Source organism: Brachybacterium sp. Z12 (genome assembly GCF_014400405.1).
Classification (GTDB): Bacteria; Actinomycetota; Actinomycetes; order Actinomycetales; family Dermabacteraceae; genus Brachybacterium.
In genome coordinates this window covers 564,472-582,199 of record NZ_CP060496.1, presented here as the reverse complement: position 1 = coordinate 582,199, position 17,728 = coordinate 564,472, and the positions used below count along the sequence as shown (strand labels likewise).

The 17,728-nt window shown below is 70.9% G+C and carries 23 protein-coding genes; 14 read left to right on the top strand and 9 right to left on the bottom strand.

Translation table 11 applies throughout. From position 1 onward, the window contains the following. Positions 1 to 81 precede the first annotated feature (81 nt). On the top strand, positions 82 to 846 hold the full coding sequence (locus H3H54_RS03100; protein ID WP_262425467.1) for an SDR family oxidoreductase: 765 nt from the start codon (positions 82 to 84) through the stop codon (positions 844 to 846). Positions 847 to 885: 39 nt separating this feature from the next. On the opposite strand, the gene H3H54_RS03095 is transcribed toward H3H54_RS03100, so the two are convergent. Then, positions 886 to 1,095: a hypothetical protein gene (locus tag H3H54_RS03095; protein WP_262425466.1), complete on the bottom strand. Its 210-nt coding sequence runs from the start codon at positions 1,093 to 1,095 to the stop codon at positions 886 to 888. Positions 1,096 to 1,217: 122 nt separating this feature from the next. Between H3H54_RS03095 and H3H54_RS03090 the strand changes: the two genes are divergently transcribed. From H3H54_RS03090 to H3H54_RS03065, 6 genes are all read left to right on the top strand, one after another. Continuing rightward, positions 1,218 to 1,463 (top strand): hypothetical protein, encoded by a 246-nt coding sequence (locus H3H54_RS03090; RefSeq protein ID WP_316249194.1) that lies wholly within the window; start codon positions 1,218 to 1,220, stop codon positions 1,461 to 1,463. Between the two features lie 270 nt (positions 1,464 to 1,733). Beyond that, the gene (locus tag H3H54_RS03085; RefSeq protein WP_262425465.1) at positions 1,734 to 2,942 is read left to right on the top strand and encodes a nuclease-related domain-containing protein; all 1,209 of its coding nucleotides are present in this window, start codon (positions 1,734 to 1,736) and stop codon (positions 2,940 to 2,942) included. Positions 2,943 to 2,952: 10 nt separating this feature from the next. Next, positions 2,953 to 3,321, top strand: a complete 369-nt coding sequence (locus H3H54_RS03080; protein WP_262425464.1) for a hypothetical protein — start codon at positions 2,953 to 2,955, stop codon at positions 3,319 to 3,321. After that, on the top strand, positions 3,281 to 3,961 hold the full coding sequence (locus H3H54_RS03075; RefSeq protein ID WP_262425463.1) for a hypothetical protein: 681 nt from the start codon (positions 3,281 to 3,283) through the stop codon (positions 3,959 to 3,961). Before H3H54_RS03080 ends, H3H54_RS03075 begins: the two co-directional genes overlap by 41 nt. Continuing rightward, positions 3,955 to 4,194, top strand: coding sequence for a hypothetical protein (locus H3H54_RS03070; protein WP_262425462.1), 240 nt, complete (start codon positions 3,955 to 3,957; stop codon positions 4,192 to 4,194). The genes H3H54_RS03075 and H3H54_RS03070 overlap by 7 nt, the downstream gene beginning before the upstream one ends. Beyond that, positions 4,191 to 6,872 (top strand): AAA family ATPase, encoded by a 2,682-nt coding sequence (locus H3H54_RS03065; RefSeq protein WP_262425461.1) that lies wholly within the window; start codon positions 4,191 to 4,193, stop codon positions 6,870 to 6,872. The genes H3H54_RS03070 and H3H54_RS03065 overlap by 4 nt, the downstream gene beginning before the upstream one ends. A 50-nt stretch (positions 6,873 to 6,922) precedes the next feature. Here the strand turns inward: H3H54_RS03065 and H3H54_RS03060 are convergent, their stop codons facing one another. The 8 genes from H3H54_RS03060 to H3H54_RS03025 all read right to left on the bottom strand — a co-directional run bounded on the left by H3H54_RS03060 (position 6,923) and on the right by H3H54_RS03025 (position 12,359). Further along, positions 6,923 to 7,879, bottom strand: a complete 957-nt coding sequence (locus H3H54_RS03060; RefSeq protein ID WP_262425460.1) for an ADP-ribosylglycohydrolase family protein — start codon at positions 7,877 to 7,879, stop codon at positions 6,923 to 6,925. Then, positions 7,876 to 8,916 (bottom strand): alpha-L-fucosidase, encoded by a 1,041-nt coding sequence (locus tag H3H54_RS03055; protein WP_262426389.1) that lies wholly within the window; start codon positions 8,914 to 8,916, stop codon positions 7,876 to 7,878. The genes H3H54_RS03060 and H3H54_RS03055 overlap by 4 nt, the downstream gene beginning before the upstream one ends. Then, positions 8,832 to 9,086 (bottom strand): hypothetical protein, encoded by a 255-nt coding sequence (locus tag H3H54_RS03050; RefSeq protein ID WP_262426559.1) that lies wholly within the window; start codon positions 9,084 to 9,086, stop codon positions 8,832 to 8,834. The genes H3H54_RS03055 and H3H54_RS03050 overlap by 85 nt, the downstream gene beginning before the upstream one ends. Then, positions 9,023 to 9,184, bottom strand: a complete 162-nt coding sequence (locus tag H3H54_RS03045) for an alpha-L-fucosidase (protein WP_262425459.1) — start codon at positions 9,182 to 9,184, stop codon at positions 9,023 to 9,025. Before H3H54_RS03045 ends, H3H54_RS03050 begins: the two co-directional genes overlap by 64 nt. 98 nt (positions 9,185 to 9,282) lie before the next feature. Beyond that, positions 9,283 to 10,509, bottom strand: coding sequence for a sugar MFS transporter (locus tag H3H54_RS03040; protein WP_262425458.1), 1,227 nt, complete (start codon positions 10,507 to 10,509; stop codon positions 9,283 to 9,285). Between the two features lie 114 nt (positions 10,510 to 10,623). Further along, a complete protein-coding gene (locus H3H54_RS03035) occupies positions 10,624 to 10,854 on the bottom strand; it encodes a sulfurtransferase TusA family protein (RefSeq protein ID WP_262425457.1) in 231 nt (76 codons plus the stop codon). Positions 10,855 to 10,894: 40 nt separating this feature from the next. Beyond that, the gene (locus H3H54_RS03030) at positions 10,895 to 11,965 is read right to left on the bottom strand and encodes a YeeE/YedE family protein (protein ID WP_262425456.1); all 1,071 of its coding nucleotides are present in this window, start codon (positions 11,963 to 11,965) and stop codon (positions 10,895 to 10,897) included. 76 nt (positions 11,966 to 12,041) lie between these two features. Then, the gene (locus H3H54_RS03025) at positions 12,042 to 12,359 is read right to left on the bottom strand and encodes a hypothetical protein (RefSeq protein WP_262425455.1); all 318 of its coding nucleotides are present in this window, start codon (positions 12,357 to 12,359) and stop codon (positions 12,042 to 12,044) included. 463 nt (positions 12,360 to 12,822) lie between these two features. Between H3H54_RS03025 and H3H54_RS03020 the strand changes: the two genes are divergently transcribed. The 7 genes from H3H54_RS03020 (at position 12,823) to H3H54_RS02995 (ending at position 17,418) form a co-directional block, all read left to right on the top strand. Further along, positions 12,823 to 13,272: an RNA polymerase sigma factor gene (locus tag H3H54_RS03020; RefSeq protein ID WP_262425454.1), complete on the top strand. Its 450-nt coding sequence runs from the start codon at positions 12,823 to 12,825 to the stop codon at positions 13,270 to 13,272. Next, a complete protein-coding gene (locus H3H54_RS03015) occupies positions 13,272 to 14,195 on the top strand; it encodes a serine/threonine-protein kinase (RefSeq protein ID WP_262425453.1) in 924 nt (307 codons plus the stop codon). Before H3H54_RS03020 ends, H3H54_RS03015 begins: the two co-directional genes overlap by 1 nt. Before the next feature lie 8 nt (positions 14,196 to 14,203). Further along, positions 14,204 to 14,527 (top strand): hypothetical protein, encoded by a 324-nt coding sequence (locus tag H3H54_RS03010; protein WP_262425452.1) that lies wholly within the window; start codon positions 14,204 to 14,206, stop codon positions 14,525 to 14,527. A 123-nt stretch (positions 14,528 to 14,650) separates the two neighbouring features. Continuing rightward, positions 14,651 to 15,340: a hypothetical protein gene (locus tag H3H54_RS03005; RefSeq protein WP_262425451.1), complete on the top strand. Its 690-nt coding sequence runs from the start codon at positions 14,651 to 14,653 to the stop codon at positions 15,338 to 15,340. Positions 15,341 to 15,342: 2 nt separating this feature from the next. Continuing rightward, positions 15,343 to 15,924, top strand: coding sequence for an OmpA family protein (locus H3H54_RS03000; RefSeq protein ID WP_262425450.1), 582 nt, complete (start codon positions 15,343 to 15,345; stop codon positions 15,922 to 15,924). A 241-nt stretch (positions 15,925 to 16,165) separates the two neighbouring features. Continuing rightward, the gene (locus tag H3H54_RS19405; protein ID WP_395963705.1) at positions 16,166 to 16,555 is read left to right on the top strand and encodes an MFS transporter; all 390 of its coding nucleotides are present in this window, start codon (positions 16,166 to 16,168) and stop codon (positions 16,553 to 16,555) included. Beyond that, positions 16,552 to 17,418, top strand: coding sequence for an MFS transporter (locus tag H3H54_RS02995; RefSeq protein ID WP_395963702.1), 867 nt, complete (start codon positions 16,552 to 16,554; stop codon positions 17,416 to 17,418). Before H3H54_RS19405 ends, H3H54_RS02995 begins: the two co-directional genes overlap by 4 nt. Positions 17,419 to 17,728 lie beyond the last annotated feature (310 nt).

The window sequence follows — 17,728 nt, the reverse complement described above, 5'->3', positions numbered from 1 at the left end:
ACCGCGGCCGGGTGAACCTCAGCTGCAGCGTGGCTCGTCAGGGCGGCCTGCGCGGTCATAACGCTCCCCTAAGCTCTGCCCATGACATCGACGTCCCTGATCACAGGCGCCAGCTCCGGGCTCGGCACCGAGTACGCCCACCAGCTCGCCCGCCGCGGCGACCACCTCGTGCTAGTCGCCCGCGACGCGGCCCGGCTCGAGGAGCTCGCCGCCGAGCTCACCCGGGCCGGCGCGGCGGAGGTCGAAGTGCTCAGCGCAGACCTCTCCTCCCCCGACGGCATCGCGGCTGTGGTCGAGCGGCTCACGGACGAAGCGCGACCTGTCGAGACGCTGATCAACAGCGCCGGGTTCGGCCTGCCGCTCGCGTTCGAACGGAACGACATCGAGGACGAGGCCCGCCACCTCCGGCTCCACGTCGAAGTGCCGATGCGGCTCATGCATGCCGCGCTGCCGGGAATGCTGGCGCGACGCTCCGGCACGATCCTCAACATCTCCTCGGCCTCCGCCGTCATGCCCCGCTCCACCTACGCGGCGGTGAAGTCCTGGCAGGTGATGTTCTCCCGCTGGGCCAGCAGCCAGTACCGCTCCCGCGGTGTCACCGTCACGGCGGTGTGCCCCGGCTACACCCACACCGACTTCCATGCCCGGCTGGGCCTCGCGAAGGGCGAGGAGGGCATCCCGGACTGGCTGTGGCTCGAGGCACCCCGAGTCGTGTCCGAGTCGCTGCGGGACGTGGCACGAGCGAAGGCCGTGTCCGTGCCGAGCCGGCGCTACAAGGCGATCTACACCGCGGCGCGGCTGGCACCCGATGGCCTCATGGCGAGGCTCGCGGCCCTGGGACGGTGAGCGGCATGCGGGGCAGTGCCGGGCTGGCACTGCCGGCGTTCACCCGTCCTCGCCGTCCACCGTCCGGAAGACCTGGCGGGCGGCGTCAGCAAGACGGAGCACTCCCGCCACCGCCACGATCAGACCGAGGAGCACGCTCTGCCCGAGGGAGACGCCGGTGGTCGCCCACGCGATCCCGAAGGCGATGATCGCGATCGAGACCACCGCCCCGAAAATGCCGCGGACGACGTTGCCTGCGTGGGAAGACATCTGTGCTCCGATCGGTCGAGAAGCCTTGAGCTTGCCCAGCGTCCCACGAGCGGCAGCAGCGCCACCACTGGCCGTCAGCATTCGACTCACCCCCGCACCCCGGACGCGCGGATCTCCTTCGGATCGATCCTCCGCACGAGGAGATCACCACGCTGCTGCGCCAGGGGCTGAAGGTCTCGATCGCCTCGGACGACCCCTCCTACTTCGGTGGCTACGTGGGCGACAACATCGAAGCGCTCGCGACCGCGCAGCAGCTCACCCGCGACGAGGTGGTGCTGCTGGCCCGCAACTCGCTCGAGATCAGCTGGGCCGAGCCCGAGCGCGTCCAGAGCTGGGTGCGCGAGTTGGAGGGCATTGCCGCCCGCTGACCCGTGCGGGCAGCAGCAAGTGCATCCTTGGTGTCCTGCACCGAGCTCCTCTCACGCCCTGCGACGCGCTGGCGTCGGTGCGGGTCGACGCTCCCGAGACCCGCAGCTCCACCCCAGTCGCGGCAGGTCGAAGAACCCAGGTGGCAGATTCGGTATCCATCCGTCCCATCGAAACGGCATCATGGTGGCCACAGCGGCGTCAGAAGCACGCTCAGGGGTCTGGACGGTCACGTAGGTCGTCCCAGCGCACGATGAGGGGAAGAACGAACGATGACCAGCATCCAGCCGGCAGCCGACCGGGCGATCACGCTGACGAAGTTCCGTGCCTATATCGGGACGGGGCTGTTCCTCTACACGCTGCTGATCGCCGTCCTGTGGGTGGCACCGAAGGGCGATATGCCGCCGGTGTGGCTGATCTGCATCATCCCGGCACTGACCTTCGTGATGCTGACGTGGAAGATGGTCGGGAAGGGTGCGACGCATGCGTCGCAGATGGGGAGAGTCGTCGGTTTCGGCGCCATCCTGGCTGTTCTCTGGATCGCAGGTTCGCTCCTGCTCAGCTCCGGAGGCGTCGAGCAATGGTTCCTCTATGTCCCTTGGTGGATGATGCATGCGCTGTGGCCGTTGGTCATGGCAGTCGGGGTGACAGCTCGATTCATCCTGCGCAAGCTCGTCCCCGGCGCTGCGAGGAAGGATGCGGAGAGGGTCCGCGTCCACAGGGAGGAGCTCCGCCGCCATAACGCCCACCGGGCCGAGCAGGAGGCCATCGAGAAGGCCCGTCTGCAGGAGATCGAGTACGACCGCCGGATGCAGCGGGAGGTCAACAGCCAGCTGCAGCCCAGCGCCCAGGGACGCTTCACCGGGTTGGAGCCCTCAGCGCTCACGGCGGTCGAGCTCCCCGCACTGGCGAACCTCTACGGCTCCCCGGGCGCCGGCCTCAGCGGCTCCGGCTTCGGCGCCGACAAGATCGCCAAAGGTCAGGACGGCGAGCTGAACTTCGCCCGCGCCCTCCAGCACGCCGGACAGCTCGACCGCTTCGCGACCTTCTGGTCCGTGCACATGCCTGACGAGACTGTCGGCGCAAGCACCACCTACAGCTCCGACATCGACTGTGTCGTCGTCACCGGCCGGTCCATCTACCTGCTGGACATGAAGAATTACACACAGGGGGACGTCACCTGGATCATGGAGGACGACGCCCTGCGCCTCATCGACAACCCCACCGGCGGGTACATCGGCAAGGCCCGCTCTATGAGCAGGAACATGGAGCTCGCCGCCGACCGCGTCCAGAAGAAGTTCCGTGCGCTCGGCGTCGGCCACGAGGTGAGAGCCCGCGTCGTCTTCATGCCGACCGACAACGGGGATCGGGACCATCGCTCCCGACGTCCTCTGGCCGGGCGGGATCTCGGCGGAGAACCTCGACCGCACGATCAACGAGCTCACCGCCGAACCGCCGTTCGATCCCGCCGCACCCGATAGCGAGCACATCGTGCGCGTCTTCCGCTGGCTGGTGAAGGATGAGTCCGGCTCCGCTCCGCGTCTCGGCGAGGCCTGGAAGCAAGCGCCCGGGATGCGCCGTCCGCGCCCGGCATCCGACACCGCCACCGGTTCCCCCGCCCGTGCTAGCAGCAGCACCGCAGCGTCGGCCGGGGCCCCCGCAGCCACGTCCGCGGCGACCTCCACCGACCATTCCGCAGGTGCTGGCGTCTCCGTGGCACAGGACGCCTCGGAGGTCGCCGCTGTGCAGCAGGCGGCCCCCGCGAAGGCCGCCGCCGCCACCCCGGCCCGCACCTGCGAGGAGTGCGGCGCGATGTTCGGTGCAGACTGGACCTTCTGCTGGGAGTGCGGTCGCGCGTGAGCCCAACTGGTACCTGGACGTCGACGGTGAGAGCCACAGCCTGCACTCGCGCAGCGGATGGAGCGACATCACCGTCAAGGACATCGACCTCCCCGCCGATGACCTCCTCACCCTCGGGACCGTCGACGGCGGCTGCCTGCTCACGGCGATGCGCGAGGTCAGCGGTGCGCTCGGTGCCGTGCACCGGCTCGGCAACCCTGACGAGGGCCCGCAACCTCCTGCCCTCCCTTTCCACCTCTCCGTCGGCATCCGAGAGGGCACGCAGTACTTCTTGGTCAACGGGAAGATCGACGGGATCGCCATCTCCCGCGCCATGGAATGGACGCCGAGCGGTGAGGGCCCCGAGCTGCATGCGCTGACCAGCACCGACCAGCTCGAGGGCCTCCACTCCGCCTCCGGGCAGCTGCAGCTGACGCTCGGCGCCCACGAGGACTGGACGGCGACGCTCGCCCTCAGCGCGGGGACGGACCGTCACCGCCTGCGGCTCCTGCGTGCACCGAGAGAGGACTCGCCGTTCCGTCTCATCGAGGGCCAGAGCCTGGTGCGGGCGATGGTGCCCGTGAGCGAGCTCGTCCCGCTGCTGGCCGACGTTCCCCCGAACAGGACGTCACGATCGCCTTCGTCCCCGGCCGGGTGCTGATCCGCTCCGCGGCCGGCATGCTCGGAGCGCTGAGCGCCGAGACGATCGGCGACCCCCGCCAAGGAACCTTTCACGCCGGGTTCGTCCGCGCAGGTCTCGACGCCTTCCATGACGAGATCGAGCAGGTGCGCCTGGCCCTGTTCGAGGAGCCCGACTACCCCACACTTCGTGTGGACGACCCCGACGCCCACTCGCGCTTCTCCGTGGTCGCGAGCGGCTGGAGCTACCGATGACCCCGCAGGCACAGACGCAGCAGGCACGCACCGAGGAGAGCCGGCGCGCCCGGGTCGACTTCTACGGGGTCGCCGAACCCTGGGATGTCCCGGAGGGATGGCTCGAGGAGTACCAGCGCCGCATGTGGAAGCTGGCCCGGCATCCCGGCGCGTTCGCTTTCTCCCACGACGGCACTCTGCGTGAGGACATCGTCCCCCTCCTCGAAACGGCTGTCCTGCTGCTGCACAAGCTCGGCGGGCTCACGTTCGTGGACGCCGAGAACTTCTCGTACCACTGGACCGCACCGTTCCTCTCACCCGGCTCCGATGAGGGCCGCTCCACGCAGGTCTACGGAGCGTCCTGGCCGACGGGCCACTCCCCGCTCACCACCGCGCTCTACACATCTCAGCAGGCGCTGCCCGTAGCGCTCCGTGCCGGAGCACTGGGCGATGCGCTCTCCCTGGTGCCGTTCATTGCGCCGCTCCAGCAACGGCTCACCGCGACCGTGTCGGTGCTCCGCCGTGTCTCTTCCGACGAGAGCATCCGCGAGGCGGCCGACGCCGCGGAGGACATCGACGAGCTCGATCGTGTGCTGTGCGATGCCGTCACCGCCGAGGAGGCCGCCGTCTTCCCCGACCTGAAGGGTCCCGCCGCGGTGCTGCGCAGCGCGTACGCCGAGCTCGCGCACCTCGGCACGCTCGCACCAGATGCCCCGGACCCGGCTGATCTGCTGGTGATGGCCGCCTTCCACAACTCCGATGAGGAGCGGTCCGAGCTCACAGTGGAGGCCATCGAGCTCGCCGGAGACGCCGTGCTGGGCCGACTGCGGGCTCCTGAGGTGCGCACCGATGCCGAGGAGGTCCGCGACCGCGTTGGCCGTTTCATCGACGCCCTGCTCGCCGACGGGCGGACCGCGGAACTGCGGCGCTGGGTCGGCGCCTCCTTCCGGTGGCAGGCACGGGCGCTGGGGGCGCCCGACAGCAGCTTCCCGACGGTCCCGGACCTGGATCGCGTCCGGGACGCGCTGGCCGGAGGCACGTACTCCGAGGCCGCTGGCACGACGTCCGAGGCGACGTCCGACCAGCCCCTGGACGAGCTCTCCCGACTGATCGGCCTCACCTCGGTGAAGCAACAGGTCGCATCGCTGGTCGCGGAGCTGCAGTGGACCGAACGACGGCGCGCGGCCGGAGTGCGCGTAGGCAGCCCCACGCGCCACGCCCTGTTCCTCGGCGGCCCCGGCACCGCGAAGACGACAGTCGCACGCCTTATCGCCCACATCTATCGCGACCTCGGGGTGCTCGAATCCGGTCATCTCGTGGAGGTCACCCGTGATGATCTGGTGGCTGAACACGTCGGCGGCACCGCTCAGCTGGTCAAGGCCAAGGTCGAGGAGGCCTTCGGCGGGGTGCTGTTCATCGACGAGGCGTACTCCCTGGCGCCGAAGGACTCCGGCAACGACTTCGGCAAAGAGGCTGTGGCGACCCTCCTGAAGCTCATGGAGGATCACCGTGATCGCTTCGTGGTGATCGCTGCCGGGTACCGCAAGGAGATGAACGACTTCCTGCGCGCGAACAGCGGCCTGGCCTCCCGGTTCCCGCTCACGATCGACTTCCCCGACTACTCGGACGCCGAGCTGCTGCAGATCCTCGCAGCCCTGGCCGAGGACATGGGCATGGTCGTTGCCGAGGACTTCGTCGCACGCTTCTCCGAGATGATCCCCTCGCCCCGACCGGAAGGATTCGGCAACGGGAGGTGGGTGCGCAACCTGCTCGAAGCCTCCCTCGGGCAGCAGGCGATGCGCATCGCTCCCGACACGGCGAGCGACGAGGAGATCCGCACCCTCATCGCCGACGATCTCCCCCGCAAGCAGCGCTCCCGGCCTGCCGAACGCCAGGAGGGCGACCGAGACCCCGTCGCCGAGCTCGAGGGCCTCACCGGTCTCGAGCCGGTCAAGCACCGGGTGCGGATGCTCTCCGCCGAGCTCAAGGCCGGCGAGCTGCGCCGCCAGGCAGGCCTGAAGGTCCAGGAACCGTCCCGGCACCTGGTGTTCACCGGCAACCCGGGCACGGCGAAGACCACGGTGGCTCGGATCCTCGCCCGCATCTATCAGAGCGCCGGGATCCTGGACAACGGCCACCTGGTGGAGGCCTCCCGTTCGGACCTGGTGGGCCAGTACGTGGGGCACACCGCACCGAAGACCACGGACAAGGTGCAGGAGGCGCTCGGCGGCGTGCTGTTCATCGACGAGGCGTACACGCTCGCGCAGAGCGCCGGCTCCGGGACCGACTTCGGCCGGGAGGCGATCGACACCCTGCTGAAGCTCATGGAGGACCATCGCCGGGACCTTGTGGTGATCGTCGCTGGCTACGGCGAGCAGATGGCGCAGTTCCTGGGCTCCAATCCCGGGCTCGCCTCGCGGTTCCCCACCACTCTCGAGTTTCCCGACTACACCGACGATCAACTCGTGGATATCTTCCGCAGCATCTCCGACGGCGCTGGCCTCGAGCTCGCCGAGGGCGCCGAGGACGCTGTGCGCGCGCTCCTGCCCGCTCCACGCCCCACCGGCTTCGGCAACGGCCGCGCTATGCGGAACCTCTTCGAAGCCGCGCTCAGCCACCAGGCGATGCGGGTTGTCGAGCTGCCAGAGGCGACGACGGAGGAGATCCGCATCCTGCGCCCGGAAGACATCAGCGGCTGAGGATCAGAGGCCGACGTGACCTCGTGCGCGGTAGAACTCCGGCGGCGTGCTCAGCCGACGATATAAGCCCCCAGCTCTCGCAGCCCGGCACCGTCATATCCCGGCCAGCCGTGCACCGCACCTGTCCGCTGCGCTGGGATGGCGGTCGCCCCGGCCCAGGCTCCGAGCAGCGAGCCGGTGATCGCGGCGATCGTGTCGGTGTCATCGCCGAGCGCGACGGCCGCGGCGATGCCTGCACGGAAGCTGTCCGCCGGATCGCCGGCCGTCTGCTCCACCGCGTGCAGCGCGGCGTACAGCGCCGTGACGGTGAATCCGTTCGGTGCCAGGGCGCTCTGGCGCCAGGTTCCGTCGGCGAGCGCCGCCCAGGCGTCGCGGCGCTCGGCCGGGAGCAGGCCGAAGCCGTCCTCCGGCCTGCCCTGCACGCCGTCGGCGACGGAGCGGCGGATCGCCTCGCACCACAGCACGCAGGAGTCCCCGGCGAGCGGGTCCGCGTGGGTGAGCTCGGCGATCAGACGGGCGGCGCGGGCGGTGCGTTCCGGATCGTCCGGGAAGGCGAGGGCGATGGGCGCGGTACGCATCAGGGCGCCGTTGCCGGCGGTGCGGCCGGAGCGAGCGTGCAGCTCCGCGGCCAGCATCGTCATCCGCTCAGCGAGGCCGGGGCCATCGTCGTCGGCCTGCAGCGCGCCGAGCACCTGGCGGGTCTGGGTCCCCACGTCGGTCGCGCCCTCGCGCAGCCAGTCCAGGAACCCGCGGGCGATCGCGTCAAGCCCCTCAGGGGAATCGATCGGGGTGTTCGACGCTGCGACGCGCGCGATGCACAGCGCCATCTGCGTGTCGTCGGACCACTCCCCCGGTGCGTACGGGCCGAGCCCGCCGCCGATCATCTCCGGGCCGCGCTGCGGATCGTACGGGGCGGTGGCGTACTCGTACGGGACGCCGGCGGCGTCCCCGCAGGCGAGCCCCAGCAGTGCTCCGGCGGCGCGGTCTGCGCGGGTGGCGGTCGTCATGAGGGAACGGTAGCGCGGGGGCCCGACGCTTCCGACGACACCGCGACCGGCACCGCGGTCGCTCCGCCCAGCTCCACCTCGACCCCCTCCGCCGGCCAGCCGAAGCCCTCCGGCAGATCCCCTGCCGCGATCCGCAGCACGCCCGGGTCTCCCACGACGAACACGTGGCAGCGCCCGTCCTTCTCGACCGCCCGGGCCCAGTCGGCGCCGGGGATCTGGAGCTCCCCGAGGCCGCGGGATCCGGCGAGCGCCTGCTTGTGCTCGGCCATGAACTCACCCAGCTGCTCGAGCACCTCGACCTGGGGCTCGGGCAATGTCCCGTCGGCCCGGGGCCCCACGTTCAGCAGCACCCTCCCGCCGCGGGAGACGGCGTCGATCACGTGCCGCACGGCCTGGGTGCCGCTGATGTACTGGTCGGGGCCCTCGAGCTGGTTGTAGCCGAAGCTCTGTCCGATGCCGCGGCAGTTCTCCCAGGCCTGATCTACGGGTGCCTCGCCCGCCTGGTATTCGGTGGTCACGAAGTCGTGGTGGGCGCCGGAGAAGCGGTCGTTGATCAGTCCCTCGGGCCGCTGCCGGTAGAAGTGCTCGAGCAGCTCGCCGAGGCCGCCCTGGTCGAAGTGCATGTTCTGATCCGGCCAGCCGATGTCGTTCCACAGCACGTCCGGGCCGTAGCGGTCGATGAGGTCGCGCACCTGGGAGCTGCAGTACGCCCCGTACTCATCGTCCCGGGGCCGCTTGGCGTCGTGGACGTCCTCGCCGTGCACCAGAGGGGCCGTGGGCCGTACGTGCCAGTCCAGGCCGCCGGAGTAGTAGACCCCGAACCGCAGCCCGGCCTCGCCGGCGGCGCGGGCGATCTCGCCCACCAGGTCTCGTCGCGGGCCGCGATGGGCGGTGTTGCGGTGCCCGGTGCCGGGGGCGTCCCACAGGGTGATCCCGTCGTGGTGCTTGGTCGTCAGCACGACGTAGTCGGCGCCTGCCCGGCGGAACAGGTCCGCCCAGGCGCCGGGGTCGAAGGCCTCGGCCCGCCACTGGTCCAGGAAGTCGTCGTAGGGGCGCCGCCGTGGACGGCGCGGTGGTGCTCGGCGGCCGCGGAGCCTTCGATGCGGATGGTGTTGGCGTACCACTCCGAGTAGGGGTTGCGGGTCAGGCGGTCCGCGCCGTCATCTGCGGCGCCGAGCTCGGCGCCGAGCTCCGCCCAGGCGGGCACCGCGTAGGCCCCCAGTGGATGAAGATGCCCAGCGGGGCGTCCCGGAACCAGTCCGGCAGCCGCGTGGGCAGGGTGTTCCAACGGTCGAGGTCATCCATGACGGGCCCTGCGCTCTCCGGGTCGCTGCATCGAGGGACGCGCTCCACGCTACGGGCTCACGCCCCCGGGCGCACCGGATCCATCGGGGCTGGGCGGGCTACGCCGCTGCGGCGCCCGACGGCGAGGGGACCACCCGGTTCAGCCGTTCGGACATTACCAGGCCAAGCACCACCAGCGCGCCGATGTACAGCGGGAAGATCCACATCCCGGTCCAGGTCGACAGCAGGCCGAACAGCGGAGGGGCGAGGGTGGAGCCGACGTACGCGGCGGCCATCTGGATGCCGATGATGGCCTGGGAGTTGCGTCGGCCGAAGTTGCCCGGGGTGGAGTGGATGATCGCCGGATACACGGGCGCGGAGCCGAGCCCCACGATCACCAGGCCCACGAAGCCCACCACGTCCGTGGGCAGCGGCAGCAGGAGCAGCACCGAGCCGACGCCGATCGCGATGAACCCGCCGCGGATCAGGGCCCGATCCCCGATCCGGTCGGCGAAGAATCCGGCCAGGAAGCGCCCGGCGGTCAGGCCCAGCACGAACAGCGCGCCGAGCACTGCGGCCGCGGCCGGTGGCGCGCCGCGCTCGGAGACCATGTACGACGCCGACCACACCAGTGCGGTGCTCTCGAGCGAGCAGTAGGCGAAGAAGGCCAGCAGGATCAGCACCACGCCGGGGACCTTCAGCGCAGTCTTCAGCGGCACGGGCGCGCTGCCCTTCTGAGCGGGCGCGTCCTCCACCAACTCATGAGTCTGGGCGGTCCGCGCCCGGGTGCGCTCACGGTCGACCTTGCCCCACAGCGGAATGCTGATCAGCAGCGCGAGGGTGAGCACGGCCTGGACCGCGCCGATCACCAGGTAGGCGCTGGGCCAGCCGCTGCCGGTGGAGATGGCCAGGCCCATCACGAAGGGGCTGATCGAGGCGCCCACGCCCCAGAAGCTGTGCAGCCAGTTCATGTGGCGGGCGGCGTAGTGCAGGGCCACGTAGTTGTTCAGCGCCGCATCGACCGCGCCGGCGCCGAGCCCGTACGGGATCGCCCACAGGCACAGCATCCAGAACTGGTCGGAGGCGGAGAACCCCACCAGCGCCGCGGCGGTCATCCCGACGCTGAGCGCGGTGACCACTCCGGCACCGAAGCGCAGGGTGAGCCGTTCGGAGGCGAGGCTCGAGACGATCGTGCCCACCGCGATGATCATCGTGACGATGCCGGCGAAGGCGACGGGGACGCCGAGGTCCTGGTGCATGACGGGCCAGCCGGCGCCGATGAGCGAATCGGGCAGTCCGAGGCTGACGAAGGCGAGGTAGATGATCGCGAGCAGGAGGGAGTACACGGTGTTCGACGAGGCTTTCGCAGTCGGGGAGGGCGATCGCGACTCTGCACCGCCGTACGGGATCGATCGTACGACTCTTCTCGGTGGCTGTGCCTACGGCCTCAACCGCCGGGCTCAGGCCCCCTTGCGCACCGTGATCGTCCAGCCGGCGTCGCCGACGCGGTCGAAGGCGACCACCTCGTGGCCGTCGTCGGCGGCCCACTGGGGCAGGGAGTCGGTGGCCTGGGTGCAGTCGAAGCCGATGATCAGGTCATCGCCCGAGTTCAGCTGCTCCATGGCGCTCTTCGCGTCGATCAGCGGGAACGGGCAGACGGCGCCGTTGGTCTCGAGGGTGTAGGCGGGCATGAGGGTCCTTCCGGTGGTGGGATGTCGAGAGTGAGGTCGGTCAGGCGGCGGGGCTGAGCGCAGGGGCGGGGCGGCTCTTCGCGGCGGCCTTCTGCGGGCGCACCAGGAAGAACCAGGCTGCTGCCCAGGTGCCGAGCATGATCGCGGCGAACGATACCCAGCCCTGGTAGCTGAACAGGCTGGTCTCCACCAGCGAGTTGCCGATGGTGCAGCCGCCGGCGAGCGCGGCGCCGATGCCCATCACCACGCCGCCGCCGGCGCTGCGCAGGATCGTGTTCGCATCCGGGACGCGCCAGCGGAACTCGCCGGAGAGCTTCGCGGCGATGAAGGAGCCGATCAGGATGCCGAGCACGAGCATCACGGACCAGTCCAGGAGGGTGACGTCCCCGGTGCTGAGGTAGGTGACTATCTTGGCCGACGGGGTGGTGATGCCGAGGCCGCCGTTGCGGCCGGAGGCGGTGGAGAGCAGCACCCAGGCAGCGATGGCGAGGAAGCCCAGCAGGATGCCGCCCACCCAGGGGCTCCAGGGGATGTCGGCGAGGTAGTGGCCGATGCCGCTGCGGCGGGCGGGCAGGCGCACCACCTTGCGGCCGGCGCTCTTGCGCACCTGGCGAACCACGAGCACCCCCACGAGCACGGAGAACAGGATCGTGGGCACCCAGACGCTGACGCCGAGGGTCTCCTGGATCGTCGAATCGGCGACGGTGCGGGAGCGTGCGGCCTCGGTGAAGCCGCCGAGCGGGCCGTACTTCATGACCGCGGCGAACAGGGCGTAGAAGATCAGCGCCACCCAGGAGCCGATGAGGCCCTCGCCAGCGCGGTAGTAGGTGCCGGTCGCGCAGCCGCCGGCCATGATGATGCCGACGCCGAACAGCAGCCCGCCGCCGATCACCGCGAGCGGCGCGAAGGAGGCGGGTTCGGGGGCGATGACGCCGGCGCCGGTGAGCGCGGCGACGCCGATCGCCTGGATCGCGATGGCGAGGAGGAAGGGGATGAAGAAGCGTGCGGAGCGGGCCATGTACAGGTCGCGGAACGCGCCGGTGACGCAGAATCGCGAGCGCTGCAGCACGTAGCCGAGCGCGGCGCCGAGGAGGAGGCCGGTGAGGATCATGGCGGCCACGCTAACTTATGTGGGACATAAGTAGAACCGGGGTGTGAACGAGAATGCTGCTGTCGACCGGTCGCGGTCAGGGCATCGCGCGCTTTCCGCGCTGGGCGGCCTTGTCCCGGATCCCCTGCACCGCACGACCCAGAGCGGTGGAGTTGTCCTCCTCCTCGGGGATCTCCACGTAGTCGACGATGGCGCGCATGGTCGCCACATCGATGCTGGGCATCCCGCCTTCGAGGAGGGTGCCGATCCGCTGGCCGACCAGGATCTCGAGCGCCTCGGCAGCCTCGGCTCCGCGGGTCGCGCGCACCTTATCGAGGCGCTCGGCCAGCTGTCGCGCGGCGACGGCGGAGGCGGGGACGGGCTCGGGGTGGCCGGCGACGGTGATCTGTTCCATGGTGCATCTCTCGATTCGACGACCGCACGCAGCGTCAGCGGGCGCGCGGGTGCCGGGCTGCTGCGGCCGGCTGGTCAGCACAGTACCGGCATCCGCGCGGGCCCGGCTCCCCGAGCGGTTTCGAGGTGGTCGGCGAGCTGATCGCCGAGCGAGGTCGGCCCGGCGAGCGCGCGGCGCGCAGCAGGCGCGATGAACAGCAGGCATCACGCGGGGTGCGCTGGGACACCCGCGATAGGCTCCGCTCCATGGACACGGAGCGGGGGCCGCTGGCCGGGGAACCACACGCCACAGCGATGAGCTGGCGCGATACGTCCGCGATGGCAGGATCGATGCCGCCCGGCGTGCGGCGGGCGAACTGATCGAGGCCGGTGCGCAGGATGAAGCGCTCGACGCGCTCGCACGCCTCGCCCCCACCGGGCCCGAGGCGCTCGAGCTGTTCGTCGAGATCCTCGACGCTTCCGGGGTGGTGCGGCGGTTCGCCGGCGCCGCACTGCTGGACCCTGTCGCCGTGGATGATGTCGCCCAGGATTCCCTGATCTCGATCGCGCAATCGGTCGGCGGGTACGACGGCCGGGCCAAGGTGACCACCTGGGCGCACAGCATCGTGCGCCGACGCGTGGTCGACCATCTCCGTCGCCAGCGCGAGACCGTCGAGCTGCAGGAGCAGCATCGCCCGGCGGCCCGGATGAGCTCGCTGATCGCAGACCGCCTCACGGTGCGGCAGGTGCTGGCCGAGCTCCCGGAGCTGTACCGGGTGCCGGTGCAGCTGCGCGATCTCGAGCAGCTGCCGTACAAGGTCATCGCCGAGCGGCTGGACCGCAGCGAGGGCACCGTGAAATCGCAGATCAGCCGCGGCCGCGCGATGCTCGCCGGCCGGCTCGGCGCCTCCGACCGTTCTTCCGGGGTGCGCTGATGAGCGAACTGCTCGGCCACTACCGCCTGCAGAAGGTGGTGGGGTTCGGCTCCTTCGCCACCGCGCACCGCGCGCACGACGAACGGCTGGACGCGACAGTGGTGGTGAAGGTCCTGGCCGAGAACCACAGCCTGAACCCGGAGATCCGGGAACGGTTCATCGCCGAGGGGCGCAGCCTGCGCCGGGTCGGCGGTCCGCACGTGGTCACCGTCCACGACATCGGGCAGACCTCCCGCCAGCAGCCCTACCTGGTGCTCGAGCATGCCGACCGCGGTACGCTGCGCGACCGCGTCGAGGCGCTGCGCACGCAGGGTTGGACCGCGAGCGACGACGATGTGCTGGCCGTGGCGCGGCCGCTGGCCGCCGCAGTGGACGCGGTCCACCAGGCCCAGCTCGTGCACCGCGATCTCAGCCCCGGGAACCTGCTGTTGACCAGCACCGGAGGCATCGTCGGTGATGCCGGGGCAGCCACGGGCCGGGAGGGGGCCGCGCTGCTGGGCGCGGACGAGCGGTTGCTGGTCGCGGATCTGGGCATGTGCAAGGACCTCGCCGTCAGCTCCGGGCTCACCGTCGCCGCCGGCACCGAGGGGTTCCGCCCTCCCGAGCAGTCCCGTCCCGCAGTGGTGGACATCCGGGCCGACATCTGGGCGATGTCCGCGCTGCTGCGATGGCTGATCCAGGGTGCCGCCCTGCCCGTCGCGCTCACGCAGGTCATCGAGCGGGGCCTCGCAGAGGACCCCAGCAACCGTCAGCCCGACGCCCGGGCCTGGCTCAGCGAGGTCGAGCAGGCGCTCGCCCCGCCAGCGGAGGTCATCCGCCGGCTGCCGCCGCCGCGACCGGCCCGTCGGCCGCCCCCTCCGACGCAGGCCCCGCCGCTGCCTCGCCCGCAGGTACGCCGCTTCGGCGCCGGCGCGCTGCCCTGACGGCCCTGGTGGCGGCAGTCGCCCTGCTGCTCGGACTGGGGGCGGGGGCGCTGCTGGGCCCCGGTGTCACCGCACCCGCGGCTCGAGACGACGCCTCCCTCGCGATCGAGGGGCCCAAGGAGATCACCACCGGCGAGGAGGCGGTGTTCACCGCCGAGGTGGAGGGGATCGACTCCTGGGTGTGGTCACTGCCCACCGGCTCCCACCTGGTCGATCAGGAGCAGGCAGCGCTGACCGCCTCCGGACCGGGCACCGCGGAGGTGATCCTGCGCGGCCGCACCGCCGACGGCCAGGAACTGGAGACGCGGGTCACCGTGAGGGTCGTCGGCTGAGCTCAGTTCATCGGCCGGAAACCTTCTCCGGATTAGATGCAACCATTCCGCTCCCCGCGACGACATACGGGTGACAACAGCTCAAGGGCAGCCGCGTTCCGGCCCCCGACCGTAGGAGAGACCATGACACGCATCCGCGAGGCCCAGCCCACCCGCCGCCAGGCGGCGCTCACCCTGTCCGCGCTCGCCGCGCTGTCCCTCACCGCCTGCGGCGCCGCAGACGCCGAGTTCGAGGACGACAGCCCTGAGGCCGGCCCCGAGGACACCGCACCGGACCAGCCCAACGCCTCCGATGGCGGAGGTCAGGAGCCGGACGACAAGGACGAGGAGGACCAGGCTGCGGCAGGCGGAGGGGTGATCGACCCGAGCGATGCGGTCGCGACGATCGACTACACCCTGCCTACCGACGAGATCGACGGAACGATGACCGTGGGCCTGCACCATCTGCGCCGACGCGGCCAGACGATGGAGCTGCTGCTGACCTTCACTCCGGAGTTCAGCGGGAGCGGGGCCTACAGCCTCTGGGACCTGCACGGGAGGGACCACGCGAGTGTGGCCCCGGCCCTGTTCGACCGCGAGAACCTCAAGCGCTACGACATCCTGCGCAGTGGAGGGGACTGGGACGGCGAGAACGTCTGGAACAGCAAGCAGGCGAAGCACAAGCTGGCCTCCGGCGACACCCAGGCGTACTGGGCGACCTACGCCGCGCCCGAGGACGACATCGACACGATCGACATCGCCATCCCCGGGGCCCCCGAGTTCGAGGATGTCGCGATCGAGCAGGCCTCGAGCGACGACGAGGGGACGGCGTGAGCATGACGATGCCCGACTCGCTGCGCACCTCCGCCGCGCGTATCGCAGCAGGCTCGGCGATGCTGCTGATGCTGGCGCCCCTCACCCCTCCGGCGCTCGCCGAGAACGGGATGAACGAGCGGCCCGAACAGCCTTTCGAGATCACCGAAAAGATCCTCGCCGACTCCGTCACCCACTTCGACCCGACAGCCTCCGTCACCTCGCTCGGCAGCACCGAGCCGGCCGAGGACCAGGTCATCGTGCTGGAGACCGACATCCTCTTCGTCTCCAACGCCTGGGACCTGCCCTCCGGCGCCGCCACCCGGATCGCCGAGCTCGCCGCCGAAGTGCCGGACGGGGCGACAATCCAGGTGGGCGGACACACCGACTCCCGCCCGGTGGATCGCTCCCGCTACGACTTCGACAACCAGCAGCTCTCCGAGCACCGCGCCCAGGCCGTGGCCGACGCGCTGGCTGGCGCACGCCCCGATCTCACGCTCGAGGTAGAGGGGTTCGGTGACCAGGACCCGGCCGTCGCCGAGAACCCCGACGATCCCTCGAGCTTCGCCGCCAACCGCCGCGTGGAGCTGCGATACGGGGACTGAGGCGCGGAGGCACCCTGGATACGAGTGCACTCCTGGGTGGATCGGCCGGGCCGCCGCCCCGGCGCCGGGGACGGGGCGCGGGCCTCCCGGTTGTGGAGCAGCTGGTCCAGCGGGCTCGGGCGCGCCAGGTACCGGCGCTCACCTCCCCTGGCCTCGGAACCGTCCCGAGCCCTAGGATCGAGGGGTACTCACCGCTACCAGCGTCGGCAGCGTTTCCTCGACCCCGTCGCGCTGGAGCCCCATGACCTCGCACCCCACTCCTCAGGCCGCACCGCTGTCCCCCGGCCGCCTGCGGCTGGTCATACTGGCGATGTCGCTGGGCGCCTTCGCGATCGGCACCACCGAGTTCGCGAGCATGGGACTGCTGCCGCAGATCGCCCGCGACCTCGGCGTCTCCATCCCGCAGGCCGGCATGCTGATCACCCTGTACGCCCTGGGCGTGGTGGTCGGTGCGCCCCTGGTGACGATCGCTGCGGTGCGGATGCCGCGCGCCCGTCTGCTGGTGCTGCTGATCGCCCTGATCGGGGTGGGGAACCTGCTCTCCGCGATGGCGGACAGCTACACCGTCCTCGCCGCGTCCCGCTTCCTCTCCGGCCTCCCCACGGCGCGTACTTCGGCGTCGCCTCGCTGATCGCCGCACGGCTCTCCCCCGCCGGCCGACGAGCCCGCTCCGTGTCCCTGGTGATGCTGGGCCTGACGATCGCCACCATGATCGGGGTCCCGGCCTCGACCGCGCTCGGGCAGAGCGTCGGCTGGCGCTCCGCCTACGTGATCGTCGTCGTGATCGCCGCGATCACCGCCCTGGCCGTGTGGCGACTGGTGCCCGAACCCGAAGGGGCCGGCACCACCGGCTCGATCCGCGCCGAGCTCGGCGCCCTGCGCCGCGGCCAGGTCTGGTTCGCGCTCGGCATCGGCTCGATCGGCTTCGGCGGCATGTTCGCGGTCTACAGCTACATCGGCGAGATCGTGCCCGGCGTGATGGGCCTCGGCGAACGCGCCGTGCCCATGGCGCTGTTCGTGTTCGGCCTCGGCATGACGCTCGGCAACATCCTCGCCGGCCGCCTCGCGGACCGCAGCGTCTACGGCACCATCTTCCTCGGCCTGATCGGGATGGCGCTCAGCCTCGCCGTGTTCGCGCTGGTCGCCCAGAACGCGATCGCCGGGATCCTCCTGCTGCTCGCGATCGCCATCACCTCCCAGATGATGGGCCCCTCGCTGCAGCTGTTCCTGCTAGACGCTTCACCCGACGCACCCTCCCTCGCCGCGGCGCTGCACCACTCGGCGCTGAACATCGGCAACTCCCTCGGTGCGGCGCTCGGCGCGGCCGTGCTCGCCGCCGGCTGGGGCCTGCTCGCCCCCGCCTGGACCGGCGTGGCGCTCGCCGTGCTGGGCCTGGGGATCGCTGGCTGGTCGTTCGTGGTGCATCGCCGCCAGCAGGCCCGCGGGGTCGCGGCCGAGGTGCCGGAGACCTCCGAGGTCCCCGCCGCCTGCTGAGCGGGGTGGGTCGTCGCGACCCGGCCGCGCGCCTCGTCGGCCCTGCCCGGCGCGTCGACCCTGCCTGGCGCGTCGATCCTGCCCGCGACCAGCAGATCGCTGAACCAGATCAGACCCGGATCCGCCCCACTCATCACCCGCACATGGCGCACCAGCCCCGGCGCCAGGCAGCTCAGCAGCTCTGGCCGCCGCGCGCCTCGCGCGACCGCCCCTCACCTGGAAACCTCCAGCAGTGCAATACGACCGGTAGGGGCGTGGGCTTCGGGACGGCTGGAGCGTACGTTGTGGAGCAGACCACATATCCCAGCGC

What these genes read in the sequence shown, in the direction of transcription:
- H3H54_RS03100 (WP_262425467.1), top strand. Translation starts at nt 82, where the DNA reads ATGACATCGACGTCCCTGATCACAGGCGCCAGCTCCGGGCTCGGCACC.
- H3H54_RS03095 (WP_262425466.1), bottom strand. Translation starts at nt 1,095, where the DNA reads ATGTCTTCCCACGCAGGCAACGTCGTCCGCGGCATTTTCGGGGCGGTG.
- H3H54_RS03085 (WP_262425465.1), top strand. Translation starts at nt 1,734, where the DNA reads ATGACCAGCATCCAGCCGGCAGCCGACCGGGCGATCACGCTGACGAAG.
- H3H54_RS03065 (WP_262425461.1), top strand. Translation starts at nt 4,191, where the DNA reads ATGACCCCGCAGGCACAGACGCAGCAGGCACGCACCGAGGAGAGCCGG.
- H3H54_RS03060 (WP_262425460.1), bottom strand. Translation starts at nt 7,879, where the DNA reads ATGACGACCGCCACCCGCGCAGACCGCGCCGCCGGAGCACTGCTGGGG.
- H3H54_RS03045 (WP_262425459.1), bottom strand. Translation starts at nt 9,184, where the DNA reads ATGGATGACCTCGACCGTTGGAACACCCTGCCCACGCGGCTGCCGGAC.
- H3H54_RS03035 (WP_262425457.1), bottom strand. Translation starts at nt 10,854, where the DNA reads ATGCCCGCCTACACCCTCGAGACCAACGGCGCCGTCTGCCCGTTCCCG.
- H3H54_RS03030 (WP_262425456.1), bottom strand. Translation starts at nt 11,965, where the DNA reads ATGATCCTCACCGGCCTCCTCCTCGGCGCCGCGCTCGGCTACGTGCTG.
- H3H54_RS03025 (WP_262425455.1), bottom strand. Translation starts at nt 12,359, where the DNA reads ATGGAACAGATCACCGTCGCCGGCCACCCCGAGCCCGTCCCCGCCTCC.
- H3H54_RS03015 (WP_262425453.1), top strand. Translation starts at nt 13,272, where the DNA reads ATGAGCGAACTGCTCGGCCACTACCGCCTGCAGAAGGTGGTGGGGTTC.
- H3H54_RS03005 (WP_262425451.1), top strand. Translation starts at nt 14,651, where the DNA reads ATGACACGCATCCGCGAGGCCCAGCCCACCCGCCGCCAGGCGGCGCTC.
- H3H54_RS03000 (WP_262425450.1), top strand. Translation starts at nt 15,343, where the DNA reads ATGACGATGCCCGACTCGCTGCGCACCTCCGCCGCGCGTATCGCAGCA.
- H3H54_RS19405 (WP_395963705.1), top strand. Translation starts at nt 16,166, where the DNA reads ATGACCTCGCACCCCACTCCTCAGGCCGCACCGCTGTCCCCCGGCCGC.